The organism is Enterocloster citroniae, assembly GCF_040545455.1.
Classification (GTDB): domain Bacteria; phylum Bacillota; class Clostridia; order Lachnospirales; family Lachnospiraceae; genus Enterocloster; species Enterocloster citroniae.
The window spans coordinates 406,408-429,108 of sequence record NZ_JBEPLZ010000001.1 but is presented as its reverse complement, the minus strand read 5'-3'; the positions used below and the strand labels follow the sequence as shown (position 1 = coordinate 429,108).

At 44.0% G+C, this 22,701-nt stretch carries 19 protein-coding genes and 4 pseudogenes; 21 read left to right on the top strand and 2 right to left on the bottom strand.

The genetic code is table 11. The features are described 5' to 3' along the window. Positions 1-3: 3 nt before the first annotated feature. From ABID13_RS01875 to ABID13_RS01805, 15 genes and pseudogenes are all read left to right on the top strand, one after another. Complete coding sequence (locus ABID13_RS01875; RefSeq protein WP_048930556.1) at positions 4-1,950, top strand: hypothetical protein; 1,947 nt, start codon at positions 4-6, stop codon at positions 1,948-1,950. Then, the gene (locus tag ABID13_RS01870) at positions 1,940-3,181 is read left to right on the top strand and encodes a hypothetical protein (protein WP_048930557.1); all 1,242 of its coding nucleotides are present in this window, start codon (positions 1,940-1,942) and stop codon (positions 3,179-3,181) included. The genes ABID13_RS01875 and ABID13_RS01870 overlap by 11 nt, the downstream gene beginning before the upstream one ends. Further along, complete coding sequence (locus tag ABID13_RS01865) at positions 3,165-4,037, top strand: carbohydrate ABC transporter permease (RefSeq protein ID WP_048930558.1); 873 nt, start codon at positions 3,165-3,167, stop codon at positions 4,035-4,037. Before ABID13_RS01870 ends, ABID13_RS01865 begins: the two co-directional genes overlap by 17 nt. An 8-nt stretch (positions 4,038-4,045) precedes the next feature. Then, positions 4,046-4,885, top strand: a complete 840-nt coding sequence (locus ABID13_RS01860; RefSeq protein ID WP_048930683.1) for a carbohydrate ABC transporter permease — start codon at positions 4,046-4,048, stop codon at positions 4,883-4,885. Between the two features lie 16 nt (positions 4,886-4,901). Beyond that, positions 4,902-6,020: an ABC transporter ATP-binding protein gene (locus ABID13_RS01855; RefSeq protein WP_048930559.1), complete on the top strand. Its 1,119-nt coding sequence runs from the start codon at positions 4,902-4,904 to the stop codon at positions 6,018-6,020. Further along, a complete protein-coding gene (locus ABID13_RS01850; RefSeq protein WP_045093769.1) occupies positions 6,013-6,606 on the top strand; it encodes a VanZ family protein in 594 nt (197 codons plus the stop codon). Before ABID13_RS01855 ends, ABID13_RS01850 begins: the two co-directional genes overlap by 8 nt. Before the next feature lie 159 nt (positions 6,607-6,765). Continuing rightward, positions 6,766-7,182: pseudogene (locus tag ABID13_RS01845) on the top strand (ParB N-terminal domain-containing protein); the annotation flags it as partial. A gap of 99 nt (positions 7,183-7,281) precedes the next feature. After that, complete coding sequence (locus tag ABID13_RS01840) at positions 7,282-8,043, top strand: MBL fold metallo-hydrolase (protein ID WP_048930560.1); 762 nt, start codon at positions 7,282-7,284, stop codon at positions 8,041-8,043. Positions 8,044-8,135: 92 nt separating this feature from the next. Then, positions 8,136-8,600, top strand: a complete 465-nt coding sequence (locus ABID13_RS01835; RefSeq protein ID WP_007871381.1) for a VOC family protein — start codon at positions 8,136-8,138, stop codon at positions 8,598-8,600. Between the two features lie 45 nt (positions 8,601-8,645). Continuing rightward, positions 8,646-9,056, top strand: a complete 411-nt coding sequence (locus tag ABID13_RS01830) for an ester cyclase (protein WP_045093771.1) — start codon at positions 8,646-8,648, stop codon at positions 9,054-9,056. An 83-nt stretch (positions 9,057-9,139) separates the two neighbouring features. Beyond that, positions 9,140-9,316, top strand: a complete 177-nt coding sequence (locus ABID13_RS01825; protein WP_227884806.1) for a hypothetical protein — start codon at positions 9,140-9,142, stop codon at positions 9,314-9,316. Between the two features lie 73 nt (positions 9,317-9,389). Continuing rightward, positions 9,390-9,995 carry a hypothetical protein gene (locus ABID13_RS01820; RefSeq protein ID WP_007871377.1) on the top strand — a complete coding sequence of 202 codons (606 nt, stop codon included), beginning with the start codon at positions 9,390-9,392 and terminating at the stop codon, positions 9,993-9,995. Between the two features lie 256 nt (positions 9,996-10,251). Then, on the top strand, positions 10,252-10,467 hold the full coding sequence (locus ABID13_RS01815; protein ID WP_227162442.1) for a hypothetical protein: 216 nt from the start codon (positions 10,252-10,254) through the stop codon (positions 10,465-10,467). Positions 10,468-10,553: 86 nt separating this feature from the next. Next, positions 10,554-10,697 (top strand): annotated as a pseudogene (locus ABID13_RS01810) (VOC family protein); the annotation flags it as partial. A 50-nt stretch (positions 10,698-10,747) separates the two neighbouring features. Further along, the gene (locus ABID13_RS01805; RefSeq protein WP_007871372.1) at positions 10,748-11,341 is read left to right on the top strand and encodes a nitroreductase family protein; all 594 of its coding nucleotides are present in this window, start codon (positions 10,748-10,750) and stop codon (positions 11,339-11,341) included. 298 nt (positions 11,342-11,639) lie between these two features. Here ABID13_RS01805 and ABID13_RS01800 read toward each other — a convergent pair whose 3' ends face one another. Both ABID13_RS01800 and ABID13_RS01795 read right to left on the bottom strand, forming a co-directional pair. Continuing rightward, a complete protein-coding gene (locus ABID13_RS01800) occupies positions 11,640-11,996 on the bottom strand; it encodes a hypothetical protein (RefSeq protein ID WP_045093772.1) in 357 nt (118 codons plus the stop codon). 45 nt (positions 11,997-12,041) lie between these two features. After that, on the bottom strand, positions 12,042-13,229 hold the full coding sequence (locus ABID13_RS01795) for a M20 metallopeptidase family protein (RefSeq protein WP_048930561.1): 1,188 nt from the start codon (positions 13,227-13,229) through the stop codon (positions 12,042-12,044). 494 nt (positions 13,230-13,723) lie between these two features. Between ABID13_RS01795 and ABID13_RS01790 the strand changes: the two genes are divergently transcribed. The 6 genes and pseudogenes from ABID13_RS01790 (at position 13,724) to ABID13_RS01770 (ending at position 22,632) form a co-directional block, all read left to right on the top strand. Beyond that, complete coding sequence (locus ABID13_RS01790; RefSeq protein ID WP_048930562.1) at positions 13,724-15,481, top strand: S8 family peptidase; 1,758 nt, start codon at positions 13,724-13,726, stop codon at positions 15,479-15,481. Between the two features lie 298 nt (positions 15,482-15,779). Further along, on the top strand, positions 15,780-16,670 hold the full coding sequence (locus ABID13_RS01785) for a tyrosine-type recombinase/integrase (protein ID WP_048930563.1): 891 nt from the start codon (positions 15,780-15,782) through the stop codon (positions 16,668-16,670). A gap of 544 nt (positions 16,671-17,214) precedes the next feature. Then, on the top strand, positions 17,215-18,867 hold the full coding sequence (locus ABID13_RS01780; RefSeq protein ID WP_048930564.1) for an N-acetylmuramoyl-L-alanine amidase family protein: 1,653 nt from the start codon (positions 17,215-17,217) through the stop codon (positions 18,865-18,867). A gap of 35 nt (positions 18,868-18,902) precedes the next feature. After that, positions 18,903-20,702, top strand: a pseudogene (locus ABID13_RS28625) (hypothetical protein); the annotation flags it as partial. Then, positions 20,695-21,975, top strand: a pseudogene (locus ABID13_RS28620) (InlB B-repeat-containing protein); the annotation flags it as partial. The pseudogenes ABID13_RS28625 and ABID13_RS28620, both read left to right, overlap by 8 nt. Positions 21,976-22,092: 117 nt before the next feature. After that, positions 22,093-22,632: a hypothetical protein gene (locus tag ABID13_RS01770; protein WP_048930684.1), complete on the top strand. Its 540-nt coding sequence runs from the start codon at positions 22,093-22,095 to the stop codon at positions 22,630-22,632. The last annotated feature ends 69 nt before the right edge of the window (positions 22,633-22,701 follow it).

The following is a 22,701-nucleotide window of genomic DNA, read 5'->3' as shown; positions in this document are numbered from 1 at the left end:
GCTATGCGTTTACATATTGGGGAAAAAATAAGAGAACAAAAGGCCATGCTTATTTCCGGAAAGAAATACAGGCCCCTTATAGAAGAACGTGTACAGCGCATGGCTGTATATCTTATGATTGGATTTTTCGCATTTATGTTTGTATGCACAATCATTTCCCGTGCATCCCATTCTTTTACAACTGCCCATGTTGCAGTGTCTTCCATGACAAGCAAAACGTTAATGAACAGGGCTGAAATGGAAGGGATTATCCATGCGGCAGCAGAGAAGGGGATTAGCCTTCCGGATGGCCTTAAGGTCGTGTCCGTCAATGCAGGGGAGGGCAAACCGGTAGACAGAGGTGAAATACTGATAGAATTTGATAAACCTTCCGTAGAAGAACAGATTAAGAAGCTGGAAGAAGAAATCCATATCCTTAACCTGAGAATCGATCTTTCAGCAGACAATGGCGGCAATGATGTGATTGAGGCACAGCGTACGCTGGAGGATGCCCAAAAGGCGTATGAGCGCATTGCTGCAAAGTATGCCAGGGCAGAGATGCGGCTGAAAGAAGATTATACAAAGCTTGAAGAAACACTGGCAGATGCGGAAAAGAATCTTATTAATAAGGCAGAAGCGCTTGTGAAGGAAGCGAGGGAAAACCTGCAAAACGTAAGGGAGGACGCGGAGGACGCCATCCGTGCCGCAGAACAGGCGCTGGATGAGGAATCAGAAAATCTTGATGATTCAGAGGATGGTTATCAGCAGGCATTAGAAACGTATGAGCAGGCGAAAGATGAACTTAATATGGCAAATCAGAGAGTCAGCGAAATAAAGGAAGCGATTGCAGGGAAGCAGCCGGATGATGCCGCGGATTATACGGAGGAGCTGAAGGAGGCGGAGGAAGAACTTTCCATTGCGCAAAAGGCATTTAACCAGGCAAAAAAGGAACTTTCAAAAGCAGATTATACCTCATCGTCCTATGACAGGGCAGACGATAACCTGGATTCCATCAAGAGACGCTGGAGACGTAACATTGATAAAGCCAAAGATGCTCTTTATAAAGCAGAAACAGTGCTGGAAGCAGTCAGGGAAGGCAACGATTTTTCAACTGAGTCTGCAGTCAGTGAGGCCCAGTCTGCCATTGATGCTGCAAGAGAAGCGTTAAACCGTGCCCGGCGTGAGTCAGAGGATAACCAATATTCTGAGGAGGAAGAACTCTATGCTGCGGGAAGGGCAGTTGAGACCGCCCAGGCAGCATTGGAAGATGCCCGGAGACAGGCTGATGTATTGCAGAAGGAAGGTGAGATTGACAGAATCACCTGTGAATCTGAGCGGTCAGATAAGGAGAAATCGCGTGCTGCATTACAGGAAATTTTGGATAATGGGGGATGCCTTTTGGCTCCGGCCCCTGGTACGGTGGTGAGGACGCTGGAACGCGGGGATAAAACAAAGGAGGGGGAAGATGCAGTCATACTTTCCTCTGCTGACAGAGGGTTTGTTTTTGAAGGAAAACTGGATAAAGATTCAGCACGCCGCTTTTCAGCCGGGGACAAAGGAGAGCTTCATTACAAATTGGACGGAAGCACACAAAAAGCAGATGTGGAGATTCATTCCATCAGCACGCCGGACGAGTCGGACCAGGTTTTAGTAACTGCGGTTCTGTCGGAGGGAGGTTATACTTCCGGTATGCCGGCACAGCTTTTTCTGAGCAGAAAAAGCGAGACGTATCAAAATTGTCTGCCTCTTACCGCACTCAGAAGTGATTCCGCCGGAGATCACGTATTCGTACTCCGCAGACAAAGCTCCGTACTGGGAACAGAATGGGTCATTGCAAGGGTAGATATAACCGTTAAGGAAAGGGACAGTCAGACCATGTATGTTGATGGCGCGCTTACGTATTCGGATCAGGTAGTTATAAGCTCAAATAAGATCATATCGGAAGGAGACAGGGTCCGTATTGAAAAATAACAGGTTTGCCCATTACCGGGCGTTGACAATATCAGCAATACTGGCAGCGGTTCTTTGGTGTGCCGCTTGTTCTTTCTATAGTACGGCCATCAGTCACTGTACAAGTGTGAGCATTAAATGGGAAAAGAACGGTGTCAGCCCCTCAGAGCTTATCAGGCAGCAGACGTATGCAAGGCAGGATGGAGCAGGAAACCAGCCGGAGGTCACTTTATGGCAGATATACCCGGAACAGGAGATAATGGCTTCAGATAAAAAGAAGATGAAGGCGGATGTTGTTGACGTCTTTGGAGACTGCGGGGATATATCATCCTCCATGCTGGCGGACGGCGCTTATCCGGCCAGATCGGATGCCTCTGGCTGTGCCGTCAGTACCGGTCTGGCATTCTCTCTGTGGGGAAGTATCAATGTGATTGGGGTGCCGGTAAAGGCGGAAGGAAAGCAGTTCTATGTCCGAGGCATATTTGAGGAGGAAGAACCAAGGTTATTCTTACAGGCGCAGGCGGAATCGGAAGAACCCTTATCCAATATGCAGCTGACGTTTACAGATCCGGGAGCAGGGGAGAGGGCCGGTCAGTATCTCTCATCGGCAGGTTTTCCGGTGGGAGGGATCCTTGACCTGACATTATTTGCATGGGTACTTGGCATGATACTCCGGTTCCCTGCGATCATTCTGGCATTTGGAATCCTTGGGCGCGTGATCAGGCATGGAAAAAGGCTTTACCGTTATCCCCTGCTGCTGGCTATTTATCTTTTAATGGCTTTCGGTATATTGGCCGTATTATGGTTTTGTATGGACCTGCCAGAGTTTCCTTCCGAGTTTATCCCTGCAATGTGGTCTGATTTTGAGTTTTGGGAAAATTTGTTTAAGGAACAGGGAAAAAATATGGTCTACTGGATGGCCGCGGGGCCTTCCTTCCGGGATATAGAGCTTTGGACCTCGTCATTTATGGCAGTGCTGCTTTCTGTTTGCGCCTCTGCCTTTACGGCAGCCGCAGCAATGCTGGTATCCATACGCTCTTACAAAAGAATGATTTTCTATTGTGCGGCATATACACTGACTCTTGGCCTGATTTCATTCAAGATAGCCTCTGCTCACAATATGACTTTTTGCAAAGCAATGTATTTTCTGCCATTCCTGTGGATATGTGTGGATTTTCTGTTTTACTGTCTGAAAGAAACACTTGCCGCCGATGTTCGTGAAGGGAGGATTTTGGATGAGGAAAAAATGTGAATACAGTGTTCCGGTCCGGGAAGAAATGGTACCATGGCTGTTTTTGCTGCCGAGCCTGCTGTTCGTGAGCATTATGGTGCTGATTCCTATGCTGGATGCTCTGCGCTGTTCCTTTTTCCTGGCTGCCGGTGACCGCTTTGTGGGATTTCAAAATTATCTGGCAGTCTTGAGAAACCATGCGTTTAAGATGGCGGCAGCTAATACAGCAAAATTTATCTTAGTCTGCATACCGCTTCTGTTACTCTTTTCCCTGGCTGTTTCCCTGATGCTGGCCTCCTTCAGGGAAAAACGCGGCATTTTTAAGACCTCGTTTCTTGTGCCCATGGCGGTTCCCGTTGCTTCGATTGTGCTTTTGTGGCGGGTGTTCTTTCACAAAAATGGACTTCTCAACGCGTTCTTTGCGCTTTGGGGTATGGATTCGGTTGACTGGATTGGAAGTAAGGCAGCCTTTGGCGTGTTGGTGTTTGCTTATCTGTGGAAGAATTTCGGGTATAATATGGTGCTGTGGCTGTCAGGACTCAGCGCCATAAATCCGGCATTATATGAGGCGGCTCAGATAGACGGCGCCGGAAGCCTTCAGCGGTTTGTGAGGATTACACTCCCCAATCTTATGCCCACATTATTTACCATTACAGTACTGTCGCTGCTCAATTCCTTTAAGGTGTTCAGGGAGGCTTATCTGATTGCGGGAGGTTATCCGGATGACAGTATTTACATGCTTCAGCATTTATTTAATAACTGGTACGGCAATCTGGATGTGGATAAAATGTGTGCCGGAGCTGTGATGATGGCAATTCTGGTATTTATTTTAATACTACTGCTGCAAAAAATCATGGACAGAGGAGATAGGATATGAGAGAGGATATGAAAAAATGGCTTCTTGGCGTACCCCTTGTTTTGATTGCGGTCTTTATATGGATGCCTCTTTGGATGCTGATATCCGGGAGCTTTATGGGAGGGGCAGAGTTGTCTGAAAACCTTGCGCCTGTCCTGAAAGGAAGGGGAGGAACGGCTGTATGGCCCGTAATTGCTCGTTATCCGACACTGGCGGCATATGTGGAACTATTATTGGATACGCCCCAGTTCTTTACGGTATTCTGGAATTCCTGCAGGCAGGTTTTCCCAATCATACTCGGTCATGTCCTTTTGGGCGCTCCTGCGGCATGGGCGTTTGCAAAGTTTCACTTTCGCGGAAAAAAGATACTCTATACTTTGTATATTGTCCTGATGCTCATGCCATTTCAGGTAACCATGGTTTCCAGCTATCTTATCCTGAATAAGATGGGCCTGATTGATACCGCATGGGCGGTCATACTGCCCGGTGCGGCATCAACGCTTCCGGTATTCATCATGACACGTTTTTTCATGGACATACCGGCGGCGGTCATGGAGGCGGCGGCCGTGGACGGGGCTTCCTCATTTCAGACATTTTTGCGGTTTGGGCTTCCGCTGGGCGCACCGGGCATTCTGTCGGCTGTGGTATTAGGGTTTTTGGAATACTGGAACGCAATAGAGGCGTCTCAGGCATTCTTAAAAAACCAGGCGCTCTGGCCGCTGTCATTGTATATGCCAAACATCACAGCGGATAACGCCGGGGTATCATTAATCGCGTCACTGATTACGCTGATGCCTCCTCTTCTGATATTCCTGTCCGGTCAGAAATATCTGGAGCAGGGCATTATATCTTCCGGAATGAAAGATTAACACAGAGGATTAATTTATGGAAAACAGGAATTTTGCAGGCGATCTGCAGATAAGCAAAGTGAATAAATGGTATCCTGGTGATGTTCATGCTGTTAAGGATATGGACATGGAAATAAAGAAAGGGGAATTTATAGTATTTGTAGGCCCTTCCGGATGCGGAAAGACAACACTGCTGCGTATGATTGCAGGACTTGAGAGTATAAGCAGCGGTGAGGTCGTTATGGATGGCAGGATTGTGAACCAGGTTCCGCCAAAGGACCGCGATATTGCCATGGTATTCCAAAATTACGCCCTTTATCCCAATATGAAGGTAAAAGATAATATCGCATTTCCCCTTAAAATGCAGCACATTGGAAAACAGGAAATAGAGGGAAGGGTAGCAGAAACAGCCCAAAAGCTGGAGCTGGATGCTCTGCTTGAAAGGAAGCCGGGGGCCTTGTCCGGCGGTCAGCGCCAGCGTGTTGCCCTTGCGCGGGCCATGATAAGAAAACCCGGACTTTTTCTCATGGATGAACCGTTAGCCAATCTGGATGCGAAGCTCCGCACAGAAATGCGCCGGGAGATTATAACGCTCCAACGGGAGCTGGGGGTAACCACCATATATGTTACCCATGATCAGACGGAGGCAATGACGATGGGGACGCGCATTGCCGTGATGAAAGGCGGTGTTCTGCAGCAGTTCGGAACACCGCAGGAAATATACAGAAATCCGGCAAACCTGTTTGTTGCAGGATTCATAGGCTCCCCCAATATGAATGTGTGGGACACAGAGCTTATTTCAAATAACGGACAACATTATCTGACCCTGGGAAATGCCCGTATTCCAATGGATAAAGGCGGTCTGACCACAAGAGGACTGCAGGGGCCTGTTAAGGCCGGTATCCGTCCGGAACACATTGTGCCGGCTGCACCGGACGAGCCTCATGCGGTGCGGATGAAAATCAGCATTTTAGAAAATACCGGGCGTGAAGTGGCGGTTTTCCTCACCGGGGCTGACATACCGGATATTACAATGGTAACAGGCGCGGATTACTCAGGCCAGGTCGGGCAGGAGGCATATATTCGGTTAAAGCCGGAAAAGATACATCTATTTAGTACAGAGACAGGATATGCATATGGAGATGTTTATGTATAGAATATATTCAACAGGGATAGAAACTGCGGCTGCATCAATGATACTGATACCGATTCTTTTTTTATATCAAATATTTATTTTCCACAACATAAAAAAGACGGCTGCCTATATTATTTTAATTTTATATTTGACTGCAATGTGCTTTTTGGTGGGGGTTCCCAGTGTGACAGGGATTAAAATCGGTTGGTCTTATAATTTTATTCCTTTTTATGGTATGCTGAACGATATAACCAACAGCTATCTGAATGTTTTACTTTTTATCCCATTAGGTATATTTGTTCCATGCTTATGGCCCGAATACAGAAGCATGATGAAAACAGTGGGCTTGGGCCTGATGACATCACTGGGTATTGAAATACTGCAGATATTTACCTTTCGCGCAACCGATATAAATGATGTGATAACGAATGTGGCAGGTACAATGATAGGATATTTAATAGGCAGATTGATTATTAAACGGTTTCCACAATTAAACTGGCTTGGCTGCAAGGAACGTGAGTTATATCTTTTATATGCAACGGTTGTCGTAGTAATGTTTTTTTCCCAGCCGTTTATTCAGTTTGTATTAGGTAATTTCTCTTTATAGGGAATTGCCTGGCAGTACAGGAGATGTTACAATGATAAAAAACAAGGAAAGAGGGAAACACAGGTGTGTAAACCGTTTAGGGAGGCAGCATGAAAGGATTCCATCGACAAGGCGGTGGGTTGGACGAGTCTGTAATTCAGGAGCTTCAGGAGAAGGGGCATCAAATCAGACGGATATACGATGCCGGTCGTATGCTATTATGTAAAATCGCAGGATATTTATCTGATTGTGGACGGTTTCCACCGGTATCAGGTGATGATGGATCATCCGGATATCTACGAGAGAGAACAAGGATTGCTGCCGGTTTCTGTCATTGAGAAACCGATTGATAAACGTATGGCCAGCACCGTTCGCCATAACAGGGTACGAGGCACTCACGATGTGGATCTGATGAGCAACATCGTAAAGGAACTTCATGAGTTTGGGCGATCAGACGCCTGGATCTCAAAGCATTTGGGAATGGATAGAGATGAAATTTTGCGTCTCAAGCAAATTACAGGTCTTGCCGCTCTATTCAGGGATATAAAATTTGGAGAGGCGTGGTGCCCTGTAGAGGAAGAGACGAAAAAAGAGTAAATAATATTAATGAGTGAAAGTAATAAACGCCCTTTGGCAGAAAAATAAGTGATGTTCTGCAAAGGGAATCAGATATTAATTATGGAGGTATGCTTGCAAATGGATAAATGGTTCACGATTGATCAGATTGATGAAGATACATATATTATCAGCGAATACCGGCATTGGGAGGAGACGCATTGCTATCTGTTAAATGGCTCCAGCCGCAGCTTATTGATTGATACGGGTCTGGGAATCTGCAATATTTATGATGAAGTAATGAAGCTGACAAATAAGCCTGTTACGGCTGTTGCCACCCATATTCATTGGGATCATATTGGCGGCCATAAGTATTTTCCGGACTTTTATGCCCATGCGGAAGAATTGAGCTGGCTGAACGGTGAGTTTCCTCTGACAATAGAAACAATCAGAGAGATGGTGGCAGACCGCTGCGATTTACCAGACGGTTACGATACAGGCACTTATGAGTTTTTCCAGGGGACGCCAACAAAGGTACTGGAGGATGGAGAGAACATTGAATTAGGCGGACGGAATATACAGGTATTGCATACACCGGGCCATGCTCCGGGGCATATGTGTTTCTGGGAATCAGACAGAGGTTATCTGTTTACCGGAGACCTGGTTTACAAGGACACTTTATTTGCCTATTATCCGTCAACAGACCCGGACGCATACCTTGCTTCTCTTGAAAAGATTTCGGAGCTTCCGGTCAAAAAGGTTTTTCCTGCGCATCATAGTTTGGATATTCAGCCGGAGATTTTAATCAGAATGAGAAATGCGTTTAGGCAGTTACGGGAAGATGGTAAATTACATCACGGCAGCGGTACATTTGACTATGGAGATTGGTCAGTATGGCTATAAAAAGAAGGAAGCAGTATAATTTCATTTAGTTGTGTGCTATACAAAAGGCTTTATCAGAAATAAAGAACAGCTATAGATTGAGGAGCGTTTATATGAAGTATGTATGTACAGTTATATCGGTAGCGGACATCAGCGCCGCAAGAAAGTTTTATGAGGAACTGTTCGGGCTAGAGGTCTACCAGGATTACGGAAGGAATATCGCTTTTACCTGTGGGCTGGCATTACAGCAGGATTTTGACTGGCTTGTAAGTATACCAAAAGAAAAGGTATTGAAGAAATCCAACAACGCGGAGATCGTCTTTGAGGAACAGGATTTTGACGGTTTCCTGAATAAGCTGAAAGCATACTCGGACATTGAATATTTGGGAGAAGTCATTGAGCATAGCTGGGGACAACGTGTAATCCGGTTCTACGATCTGGACGAGCATCTCATAGAGGTTGGCGAGGATATGAAAATGGTGCTCAGGTGTTTTCTGGCGTCAGGTATGACTATGGAAGAAGTCTCTGTGAAGATGGATGCTTCTATTGAGGATTTGACCAAACTTCTGAATACCTAATACGTGGTGAAGGAATAAACTAGTGGAAAGTTGAGAGGTAGGACAATGGATTCAGTGGAGAAAATAAAATATTTCTATGAAACTATCATATCTGAAAATCAAATTGGAAAAGTAGCAGAGTTTGTCCATGAAAAATGTTGTGTGAAAATGGGAGAAAGACTGATTCCAGTTGGCGTTGAAGGTATGAAAGAACACATACAAGCAACAAAGCAGACATATCCCGATTATAAGATGAAGATTATTAAGCAATTTTGTGATGGTGATTATGTCATCTCTGAATTTGTAATGGAGGGTACACATAAAGGTGAATGGCTAGGAATGAAGCCAACCAACAAACGATTGGTATTTACTGGCATTAATGTTGATAAGGTAGTTGATGGGAGGATTGTGGAGCATGGAGGTGCAGTAAATACATTTGAAACTTTATTTGAAGCAGGTATGATAGGAGCAATATAATTTTGAAACGTGAAATCGAAAAATAAGAATAGGGGATAATTTCCCCACTCTTATATATTACGAAATTTGTAAGAGGTCAATTTATGAATATCGAGTATAAGAAAACAAAAGTTTTTACTGCGGCAGAGTTGCAAGGATTGTTTTTGTCTGTCAAATGGGAATCTGGAAATTATCCAGAAAAACTTGTTCGTGCAATGCAAAATTCCTCTCATGTAATTTCGGCATGGGATGGAAAGAAAATAAGAAGTTGTGTGGCTTGAAAATTGTAAGTTGCTTGTATGCGTTCTTGGCATAAAAAGGTGTATTTTAAATTGAAAGGATGGGCGGGTGCTAATGAAAGAAATCATCAACTTCATTGAAGCGAATGTGGATGGCAAAACGCTGTTTACAAAGGAATTAGTTTACGAACTTGAAAATGGTGCGTTACAGGGCGTTTACTCAGATCAAATATCTTTCTCTAATCTAAAATATTCTCAGAGCGGATTTCAGTTGGATATGTTTATTGTATCTAATGAGAAGATATGGCTCATGGGAAAGGATGGAGAACGTGAAAAATTGCGAAAAGATTTCAGCAGTGTATCCCTGTTCCGATTTGAACTAGCGGAGCGAAAAAGCACCAATAGTTTGACTGGCTGTTTTCGTTTCATTTCAGCATCAGGGAAAAATGTGGCAGCAGAGGCTATCGTAAGTGGGATTTATGATGTGCATCTTGAAAATGATGTGCTGAAGTTATCGGAAGATCAGGTCTTGTATCGGGATCAGCCGATACAAGAAGGGCATTTTAAGCCTGTTGCATTTCAATCGGAACATTGTTTTTATGTTAAAGCTAATAAGCTACACTATGAATACAACGGCAAGTGCTTTGATGTGGACTCAAAAACTATGCGGCGTAACGATAGCTCCGATACCTTTCCTCCGTTTATTTCAATCGAAAAGTAAGAAATGACGAATCAGTTTGACAGGAGCGCAGAGATGGATGTTAAGAAATTTTGGAATGCAGTTTTAGGGCAAGGTGCAGATAAGATCCGGCCTTATTTCAAGTAAACAACCTATATAAATTGGCATTGCATCATTGAGCATTTTTCCGTTGAAAAGTTGAATCCAGAATTTCCCATGAAATAGTCGAAGCGGTTGCGATTCTGACGCATTTGGCTTATAACAATTTAACAAATCGGGATTTTCAGAGGTGAATGGAATGATTCATTTGGAAAAGATAAATGGCGAAAATGTCTGGGATATTCTAAAGTTAAAAGTCTCAGATAGTCAGAAATCTTTTGTTGCTGGCAATGATATCAGCATTATTGAAGCGTCTACCGCTATTACATCCAACGGGTATGCTTTTCCGTTTGGCTATCATATGAACCAGAGAACACGGTTGCCAAATAGCTGTATGTCTCTTTTGGATTTATAGAAACCGGAGAAAAAGATGGAGAAGAACAGATTGCCGTATTAAAGTTCTAAGACAACTTCAGGTTTGTCGGTGAGTAACACAACAGAGATCTGGATGGGCATCTTATAGAGGTTGGAGAGAATATGAAAGTGGTGGTCAAGCGTTTTCTTGATTCCGCCCTGACGATGGAGGAAGTCTCTATGAAAATGGATGCTTTTATTGAGAATGTGACAAAACTTCCGAATAACTAATATGTGGTGGAGGAATAAACAAGTCGATATTTGAAAGGACAAAAGTAAAAATGATTTCTTCAATTTATAACAGACGAAGCACACGGAAATTCATTGATAAACCTATATCTCAAAAAGATATTATAGATATTATCCAAAGTGGAATAAAAGCCCCTTCTTCTAAAAATAGACAACCATGGAAGTTCATTGTGATACAAGGAAATGCTAAGGAAGACATGATAAATGTTTTCCGGCTAGGAATCGGGAGAGAAGAAAACGATAGCGCATTGTTACCGCAAAGCAGACAACACATAGCTTCTGCAAAATACACTATTGATATAATGGCAGAAGCACCAATCATAGTCTTTGTTGTTAATTCACTAGGGAAAAGTATTATGGAAGAATTAACAACAGAAGAACGTGTTTATGAAATCTGTAATATTCAATCTATAAGTGCTGCTATACAAAATATGCTTCTCGCCGCGACTGAGAAGGGAATAGGTAGTCTTTGGATATGTGATATTTATTTTGCATATCCAGAACTGTGTAAGTGGTTGGATAGTGACGGACAACTTATTGCGGCTATTGCATTTGGTTATCCAAATGAATTTCCTAAAGAAAGGCCACGCAAGAAGATTGATGATGTAGTGGAGTGGAGAAGGTAATTTGTCAGAATAACAATTTCCAGTTTGCAGAACTGGAAAATTTGAATTGATTTATCTGCAATGAATATGAAAGCAAAAGGACAGAAACCATATGAAAATAACACAAAACTTAATGCGGGTGAAGGAACTTTTGCTTACCCCACCCACATTTTCAGATAATCAGGCCCAACTCTAAAACCTAGCTTTACACGCTCATTTTACGTGCAACACAAACAGGATGCCTGTCTTAATCGGCAGACAACTTAATGAGTCAGTGCTTTGGAGAATAGGAAAGCCGCCCAAAGGCGGCTCTCTGTTCTCAGCATTTTACAAAATAATAGAACTCTATGTCATCTATCGTAATCCACACATATGGATTACCCAATATGTCCCTTACACCGTTTACAACCTGTGTAAAAGCTTCATGGAACTCTTCATAACTTCCAACCTCCACTGGATTCCATATGATTATAAAGTTCGCGGTCAGCCCGTCCAGATCGGGTCCCCGTTTATCTCCACAGAGGAAATAAGATTCGCTTAACCATGCGTTTACATATATGCCTGTACTCGCGTATACTTTTTGGGCAGCTTTTCCCCAAATCTTAACCAGAATGTTCTGAGTGACGATTTCCGGTATAAGTCCCGCAATGACAACGGTATATCGTTTTGTACGCATATGAATACCCTTTTTTATTAGTATATTCAGCATACAAAGAAAAAGTTATTGGCTATGGTTTCGCAGCCAGTTTATGGCATTTGATGCGTAAAGTGCACTGCCTAGGGAAAGAATCTCCTCATTAAATACAACGTGGTCATTATGCATCGGTTTGCCGAATAGAGGATTTTCCTCTGGGGTTCCGGCGCCTATTAACATATAGCAGCATGGCCTCTCATAAGTATAAGAGGCGAAATCCTCTGATCCCATACCGCCTTGTGTAAACAATACTATTTTATAAGGCTCATAGCATTCCTTCATGTAGCTGGCAAGCTCCTTGACCATTTCACTGTCGTTTTGCAGCGGTGGTGCGGAAGCAATTTCTTTCACACAAGCTTGTCCGCGAAAGAGAGAAGCTGTCTGAATGGAGATTTCTTCAATTCTGTCAAAGATATATTTGGATATCTTGCAATCCATTGCACGGATGGTTCCCTCCAGAATCACATCTTCAGGGATGATATTTGGAGCTTCGCCGGCAGAAAACCTGCCAATGGTAAGTGCGGCAGGCTGGGTGGGGGCAATTTCTCTTGCGATGATTTCCTGAAGAGACAGATAAATATGGGCCGCAATATTGATGGGGTCAACTCCGGTTTCCGGCATTGCGCCATGGCAGCCGGTACCTTTTATATGAATCTGAAATAAAGTACATCCTGCCATGCAGGTGCCTGAACCACACATAACCGTTCCGGATGGAATGCCGGAAACAATATGGAAAGCAATGCCTGCATCTACATGGGGGTTTTCCAAAACACCGGCTTTTAGCATCGCCTTTGCACCTGTGAATCCCTCTTCGTCAGGCTGAAATACCAGTTTTACGGTTCCCACCAGATCCTGCTGGTATTGTCTTAATAATTTAGCTGCTCCCAAAAGCATGGCTGTGTGCATATCGTGTCCACATGCATGCATAGAGCCATTTTTGGAGGCAAAAGGAACAGGAGCCGCTTCCTGAATGGGCAGAGCGTCCATGTCTGCTCGAAGAAGGATGGTTTTGCCCGGTTGTTTTCCTGATATCGTGGCAACGACAGCACTTTTGCATAGTTTCTGAGGGCAATACCCATACTCTTTTAATTTGTTAAAAACAAACGACTGGGTTTTGGGTAAGAGCGAACCTATTTCCGGATATTGATGCAGAGTTCTTCTGATTGATGTAAGTTCCGGTTTCAACTGCTTTGCAGAATCAAAAATTGGTTTCATATTAATATCCTCCGGATTCATAATGATTGTATTTTAAGAATATGAAAATGAGTTCGCTTTGCACGTTTCTGTCCACTGAGGGTACCATAAAAATAATGAGAAATCATATGATACATAAAAATAAGAGAGGAAAGTGTCTGGAATAGTATGTATAAATAGTACGAGTTGTATACTTGTCTGAGCAGGATTCAATCTTCGTAGAGCGGTGCTTGCCGTCTTATGATTCGCAGTCCTGTTTCTCGCGTTTGTTTGAACGTTCCACAGTAGTTCTTCTGCCATACTCCTTATCCCGCCCTTTGCTGCCTCTTGGCGGTATGTTAAATATGCGGGGATTATCCTTAAGCTGAATATATACGTTCGACCGTATTTAATTGCTGAGCAGGGAGCAGTAAGTGAATGTGAAAAAAATTGCTTGTTTGCTTTATGCTGCCAATCAGTGAAAGGTTTCTGAAATTCAGCATATACTGTTATCAATACCCTATATGAGGTACCTCATGGCGGACTGCCCTATTAATTCAGCCTCAGAGACCATTGCTGACTTTATCTACCGTTACGGAAGCCGGCAGCAACTTCCTGGTAATTCGGAAGATACTCTCTGTATGGACTTTGTAAGCACTGATTTCAGTATTATATATACCCCGCTAGATGCCGTAGAACCCATATCACTAAGAGAGTTTACCTATTACAGTATCCCTGGACTGTACACACTGTTGGATAGTTCCAGTATGGACGCTTCCGGCATTTTAGCAACCCACGCATCACCTGCCCTGAGCAATCAAGGGAGAGGTGTTATAATCGGCATTATAGACACAGGAATTGATTATACCAATCCCCTTTTTCGCAATCAGGATGGAACTACCAGAATCATAAGTATTTGGGATCAGAGCCTTCCGGAAGATAAAAGTATCCTTCCTACCGGTGTACCCAACCGCTATAATGCCAGCGGGGCAACCTACGGCACAGAATATACGCGGGAGCAGATTAACGAGGCACTGGAATCTGATAATCCTCTTACCGTGGTGCCGTCTACCGATACCAACGGACATGGAACCTTTTTGGCGGGTATTGCTGCTGGAGGAATCCTGCCTAATCAGGATTTTACAGGAGCCGCCCCGGAATGCGAACTTGTAATCGTTAAATTAAAACCAGCCAAACAATATCTGCGTGATTTCTATCTTGTTAGCAGTGATGCTGATGCTTATCAGGAGAATGATATTATGATGGGCATTAAGTACCTGCGCGTGGAGGCATACAGCCAAAGAAAGCCTCTGGTCATTCTACTGGGAATCGGCTCCAATCTGGGCAGCCATGAAGGGACATCTCCACTTAATGTGATGCTTCAAGATATCAGCCGAAATCTGGGAATGGCCACAGTAATTGCTGCAGGCAATGAAACTGGTCGGGGGCATCATTACATGGGCTCTGTACCGATAGGGGAAGAGTCCGTTGAGGTGGAAATTCGAGTCGGGAACGCGGAATCCCAGCGCGGATTTGTAGTAGAACTATGGGCTGCCGCCGCTGATACATATTCCGTTGGATTCGTCTCTCCCAGTGGTGAATCCATAGGCCGCATTCCTATTATAGGCAGAAACGAAACCTCTATTGGGTTCCTCTTAGAACCCACAGTCATTACTGTTAATTACCAGCTGATTGAGACAGGCGCAGGCAAACAGCTTGTTTTTATACGTTTTAATGCCCCTGCAAATGGAATTTGGAGAATACGCGTGTATAATACTCAGTATCTCACTGGGCAATTTAATATGTGGCTTCCGGCCCATAACCTGATTTCCGATGAAACCGTGTTTTTGGCTCCCAGTCCATATACTACCATAACCCTCCCGGGAGATTCTCCCTCTCCAATCACAGTAGGCGCCTACAATCATTTAAATAACAGCATCTACATTCATTCCGGCCGTGGGTACACAATAGGTGGATTGATTAAACCGGATCTGGCAGCTCCAGGGGTTAATGTAAGCGGTCCATCGATAGGGCGCAGGAACCAAGACTTCATTCCCATGACTACCCGAACAGGAACCTCGGTTGCTGCCGCCCATGTTGCTGGTGCAGTCGCTAATCTTTTAAGCTGGGGCATTATAGAAGGACATAACACAGCAATGAGTGAAGCCGCCATCAAATCTTTTTTAATAAGGGGAGCAAAACGAAATCCAGCACTATCATATCCCAACAGGGAGTGGGGATATGGGGCTCTGGATATATATGAAACTTTTTTACGGTTAAGAGAAATAAGATGAATGAATTATCAAAAGCAGCAGGCCCTCATAATAATAAGAGTATACTAAAAAACAAATAACATGGTAAAGATAAAAGATGGATTGGCACAAGCCCCACAATGGCAAAAGCTTTTTGCGATCGTGGGGCTTGGTTTGTTTATAGTTACTCAGTAGTTCAGTCTATTGCTTATTCTAGATGTTTATCGTGTCTATTTTATAAAAGATATCTTCATTATTTTTCTGTTTTCATTTAGGATAACTACCAATGACTGGGGAATTATATTTGTAAAGACTATATTGATGTAAGGAGCAGGATTTGATGAAAGAAGAAAGTAGATTATTAAGAAGAACAATTACAGAAGAATCCGTTAACAGATATTGCGAATGGCTTTATGGATGCGAAAGGAGTAGAGGGACTATCAGGCAATACAGGCATTATCTGAGATTGTTCATGCAGTATATGAATGGGAAGAGCGTGGAGAAAAGGGACGTAATTATGTGGAAGGGAATACTGAGAGAGAGAATGGCTCCGGTAACGGTCAACAGTGCGCTGGCAGCAGTCAATGGCTTTTTTGCATATAACGCATGGCAGGATTGCCGGACCAAATTTTTGAAGGTAAGCCGCAGTGTTTTTTGCCCGGAAAACAGGGAAATAGGTAAAGATGAATATAAGCGTTTGGTGAAATCCGCTTACGAAAAGGGAGATGAAAGAATGGGTATGCTCCTTCAGACTATATGCGCCACAGGAATACGAGTTTCCGAAGTTCCTTTTATTACCATAGAGGCAGCAAAACAGAGAAGAGCAGAAGTTGAATGTAAAGGGAGAATAAGAACCGTTTTTCTGACTCCTCGTTTGTGTTCTATGCTGTTGGACTACGCAAAGAAAAAGCATATTGATAGCGGAATGATCTTTGTGACTAAAAATGGGAAAGCCCTCGACAGAAGCAATATATGGAGAAATATGAAAAAACTGTGTGAAGGAGCTGATGTATTATGGGATAAAGTATTTCCACATAATTTTCGCCATCTTTTTGCCAGGCTGTATTATGAGCAGGAGAAAAACCTGGTCGGGCTTGCGGATATATTAGGGCACAGTAATATTAATACAACAAGGATTTATACAATGGAGAGCGGCCGCAGCCATATGAGACAATTAGAAAAACTTGAAGTATTGTTTGATTTTTACAACAAATTATCTCTTTTGTTGTAAAGATGTCCGTGCAATAATAATAATTTTACTACATATTTAGAAAGAAGTCTACAGATATTCTTAATAAATATCATAAATATATGTTTTTCGACATAATAAAATGGCCAACTGATTTTTTAAAGGTTGGCCTATTTGCAATGCCTGAATCTGTGGTATTTAAGTTTCTCGAAAATTCTGCCAGTTAGGTTTTCACCTTCTTTCTATTAAAATCTGAAGTGGTTTTACAACAAAAGAGATATTTCGTTGTATATACACGTAATGAGGGGAACATGGCGAGAAGATATCATAGATTTTTTATTACAGTCATGACCGTGTTATTGGCAGGAACATATCCTACACTGAGTTTGATATCAGAGACAGATATGTTGGACGACCGTTTACATATTAAAAGAGGTGCATGATGAGAAAAAGGGAACGCTTAGATTTATTTCCGTCTGCTAACAATGGAAAACGGGGTGAAGTTTGGTAAAGCTAAGGTTTTCCCGCTGGGATGAGATATTCCGGTGGTTTATCATAGATATCAATGATGAAAGGAATATTTGGAATGAGAAGAAGAATAACGGCAATCGCAACTCTTATGCTGTCAATAGGATTTACCGCGATTTTGTTTTTGGTAACAGCACAAGCGGCAGAAGGCTGGAACATGTCGGGGGGAGAATGGAGCTATTATGACCAGAACAACCGGACAGTAACCCTGACCTGGAAAAAGTCAAAGGATTACTGGTATTATCTGTCGGAGGACGGAACCATATTGAAGCATTGTGTGTTCAGGGATAAGGATTCTGTTTACTATGTGGATGAAGAAGGGAGAATGGTACAGGATACATGGATATATGCGGATGCAGGAAAGACTGCCAAAGATGGGTTTGAAGAAGGATGGTACTATTTCGGCGCAGATGGGAAAGGTTACCGGCGTAAGAACAGCAGCTTTAAAAGAAATATAGGGGGCAATACCTACATATTTGACGAAAATGGGAAGATGATGTCGGGATGGTTTGACGAGGATGGCAATCCCATTGAGGATTCAGACACCCCATTTGTTGAAGGGGTTTATTATGCAAAAGAGGATGGAAGGCTCCTGACCGGAGAATGGCTGGATTATGGAGATATTGATGAAGGAATCAGGGGGGCCGACCTGGACAGTGAGGTTGCAGGGAGAAACTACATGGATTATGACAGGATGTGGATTTTTTTTGACAGCCATTCAAAGAAGGTTAAAAGCAATGGAGACCGTCTGAGACAAAAAAACATCAATGGCGCCAAGTACGGTTTTGATGAAAATGGCATCATGATTCCCTGGTGTAGTAAGGTAGCCAGTATCAGCAATGCAGATAAGAGTAATCCCAGCAGCGATGTTTCAGCCCGATATTATTCCGGCTATGACGGTGGCGTGCTTCTGAAAGATAGTTGGTTTTGGATGTATCCATCGGAGAATCTGGATACGGAAGATTATTATGACCAGGAATGCAGCTGGTGGCATACGGATGAAAGGGGCGGGGTATATAGGAACCGTATCCGAAAAATCAATGGGCGTTCCTATGCTTTTGACGGGATTGGCAGGATGCAGACAGGTTTTGTCCTCTTCGATGGAAAGTCTGAGTTTGTAGCCCGGTATGAAGTGGATGACTGGAGCTCAGAGGATTTTATTGAGGGAGCTATATATGGTATTGAAAAGTCGGATTTGTACCTGTTTTCTCCGGATGAACTTAACGATGGCTCTATGCAGATCGGGAAGGATATCGCAGTGGAACTGGAGGATGGGGTGTTTCATTTTGGGTTTGCCTCCAATGGAAAAGCGTTCGGCAACCGGAACCAACTTCAAAAAAAGGATGACATGTACTATATCAATGGACTCCGCCTGGAAGCGGATGAAGAATATGGATACGGGGTTGTAAAAGTGAAAGATGGAGCGGATACCTATTATCAGGTGGTGGATGCCCGGGGAAAAGTGGTTGAAGGAACAAAGAAGATTGTAAAGGATAAAGATGGCGGTTGGCTGCTCATCATCCGAAACCGTTTTGCGGCCTGGTGTGGAGATGAAGATAAGCCAAGGTGGAGAAGAGGAGCGGAAGGGACAGGATTCTACCATTATGATAAGGGAAATAAGGAAGACCACTTTGCCGAAGGGCTCATTGCAGCTGCCGATACAGAGCCTGATATTGACAGCCTGCCGGAGGAAGAACGGCTGAATTTTTAAAAGGAGATGAAAAATATACAAAGGAGATGAAACAAATGAACAGCGGCATACATAGATTCTATAAACGCCTGACCGCCATGTTGCTGGCCATATGCATGATAACAGGAATTGTTTTGGGACAGCCCAACATTCTGTCATATGCATCCACGGAGCTGCAGAATGAAAATCTGGGAGATGGGGCCAGCGAGGCAACTGCATATACATGGAAGAATGGTTCTGTGACTGGCCAGGGAGGGGGAGGTAATTCCTGGCGTTTCGACCTTAGGGGCCTGCAGGCAGGGCAGCATAATTATGCTCAGGCTGGTATTAAAACAACTTACAGTAACGGAGGGTATGCAACCTGGTTTCAGGTCGGGACTAATTCCAAACAGCTGATAGGAGGCAATACAAACGGCGGGGTACAGTCTTTGGATTCCTATGGCATAGAGGTGAAGATTGCAGTATCCCCGAGTCCGGATAATAAGTATGTGTTTGTTGATTACTACGTCTATGACAAAAATGGTCAGGGCGGATTAAATGGCAGGACCATAAGAATGGGAACCGGAACCGATGTTATGATTGGAGGCACCCAGGAAGATGACTATGCAACGGTATATAAAAATGACCGTGGCTTTCATATGGTAAACCAGCATGTCAAGACTACGTTTGACTGCATCACAAACGACAGCAGCCTTGGAGTAACGCCTCCTGATACCAGATGGATTGGAAACTATGGCGCTTGGGGAAGCAATGTGTTTAATGAAGGCGGAGGCAGTTCGGTAAGTGGTATTGACTCGGGGATGGCCTATTCGTGGGAGTTCCAGCTTCATCCATATGAGACGGTTCACAGGAGGGTTGCATTTGCCATCAGAGATACCTCCTATTATGTATCGGACCAGTACGGTCAGGATTCTTCCAACGCAGAAGGAACCTATAGCAGTCCTTTTAAAACCATTGAATATGCGCTTAATAAAATCGGAAATAATAAGGGATATATTTATGTAATGGATTATCCGGAGATTTCGTCCGCTATTGATGTGACGGGAAACAGCCAAAAGGATATTACCATTGCCAGTACGGATTATGACCATGAGGGGCATCCTATGAATGAGGATGGTGATTATATTAGAACCCTGACGCGTGCATCCGGGTATACGGGTCCGCTGTTTAACGTATCAGGCCCCACTTTAAAGTTTACTGACATTGTCCTGGACGGAAACCATGCGGAAAGTCAGGATCCCCTGATATCCGCTTCATCCGGAAAGCTGGAGATTAACAGCGGCGCTGTAATCACTAACTGCAGCGGCAGTGAGTCTGGCCAGGGAAGCGCGGTAAATGTAACGGGAAGCGCGGGACTGTCCATGAATTTTGGAACGGTTTCCGGAAATGTGTCCGCTGGAAAGGGAGCTGTTTATTACAATGGGTCAGGTGCATTTGAAATCAGAAACCGGAATCAGATATCGGACAACACAACTCCGTCCGGGAAGAAGGCAAACGTATATCTGGCTCAGGATAAATATATAACAGTTATGAGCGATTTGGACACGTCCCAGATAGGCGTTACAGCGGAGCAGCTTCCTCTGGCATCACCGGGAGGGATATCATCCCAGCCTAGTCAGGAAGTAAAGATAGCTGTGCCGTCAAGTAGTTATCCGGGGGCTGCAGGCTCCTGCCCCTTTGCGGATAATTTTAAAGCAGACCAGGAGGCGGGGAATTCCGGTGTGTATGTAAGCGCGGGAACGGAAATCCTTGGCAATGGGCGGAATGCAGTATTAAAGCGGAATGGATATACGGTGTCCTTTATATATCGGGATTCTGCCACAGGCGGAACTGTGAATGGTGCGCCGGCAAGCTCTGATAACACCTGACCCGAATGAGGATGAGAATTTTACTGGAAGCTTTGCCTTTGAAGCTAATATCGGTGATACTCTGGTATTTAGTTATTATAAAGCGTATGAAGTGACCATCATGGATACCGGAAGGGGGCAGGTTCACACATTTAAGGTAAGGGATGGCAGGTCCTTGGATGATACGGAAGACTATATGGATTTAGATATTCACGAAGGCTATACGGATTCCGTTACAGGCATAGCGTATGAGTTCACAGGCCTGTCGAAACGCCAGTCTGGAGGAGGGATGTATGATACTTCAGATCCAGTGACAAGAGATTTGAAACTGTATGCTGTCTATGAGCCCGAAGACGATACCCAGTGGCAGGAAGCAAAAGAAAGGCTGCAGGAGGAGATTAATATCGCCAATGCCCTGAAGAATAATGGGTCTGTAAGCGCAGAAGACAGAGATGCCATTACTGAGGCTGTGGAGGAGGCTGTCGAAGTGCTGAACCGCCTGCCCAGACCTTCGGTTGATGATCTGGAGAATGCCTTTGATACACTGAAAGCACTGGTAGACAGTATTAGCAGTGGCGGAGGCGACAATCCTGGCGGAGGAGACAATCCTGGCGGAGGAGACAATCCTGGCGGAGGAGACAATCCTGGCGGAGGCGATAACCCTGGCGGAGGCAGCTCGGGCGGCGGCTCAAAAGGTTCTTCTGGTGGAGGACGTGGACCGGGTAATAGCAGTGCAGAAAACGGTTACCGCACTTATTTGGAAGGAACCGATGGCAGATGGGATAACTTTGACCTGATTAACCATAAGTGGGCATTTGTATTAAACAACGGAGCCTATATCAAAGATAGCTGGGCCAATATACGATACACACATAATGGAAGCAGCCAGATTGCCACATATCATTTTGACAGTGAGGGCGTTATGGACAGCGGCTGGTTCTTGGACCAGAGTACGGACAAGTGGTATTTCCTGTCAGATGTACACGATGGCTGGTTCGGTCGAATGACAAAGGGATGGCACTATGATGATACCGATGGCAGATGGTATTACCTGAGCCCATTCACCGGAGTTATGTTGCTGGGATGGCAGAAGATTGATGGAATATGGTATTATCTAACAGCTGATAACCAGCAGAAGACTTGGACGTTTAACGGGGTATCGAAGCGATGGGAATATACGAACCGGAATGGCCGCCCATTGGGGTCCCTGTATATAAATGAAATGACACCAGATGGATACCAAGTCGATGAAAACGGAGCTTGGATTCGGGAAACACCTTAAGTGGGGTTTGATTCTGCCCTATAGTGCCTAATGGCATTATGGGGCAGAGTTATAATATGCGGCAAGGCGGATAAAGCCATTATCAATGAAGGAAATATGAGAGATAAGGTGACATATATGGAAGAAAGCGAGTTCGTTGCACTGGCAAACACGGATCGTATGAGTGTGTTTCTTATTTGCATTAAAAACAAGCAGGGAGAACTAAGTGGGAATATTATAAATTTTTATTTAAAGGAACCAGTAGAATTTACCGGCATACTGGACTTGGTACTGAAGATTGATATATTATGTGCGAGATTGCATCGGCCAATGGCAACAACAGAGCCAAGATTTTTGAACGCCTACATGAAAGAAGCATATGTGAAGCGGGAACTGGACAGAGAGCATACTCCTCTGAAATATTGTACAAAGATTCAAAATATGAATCGATTTATGGCCTTAGGTACAAGCGCATATGAAACATTGGTAATTGAAATTCATCAACGGCAGTTCTCCAGTATGCAGGGGCGTATAAAAGGTAAATGCAGCAAAGGAAACTATATTTCATTTCGTAGTGCACTGGAGTTGATGAGAATGCTGCGTGAGTATGAGTGTACACGAGGTGTACAGACCGGAAACAAAAAACGCGGGAGAATCTCCGAAAATGAAAAGCGGTGATCTATTCCAGCGAAGGACTATTTTCATATTGCTGGCAGGCAAAGATTAGCTTTAACTTGAAGTTGCTTG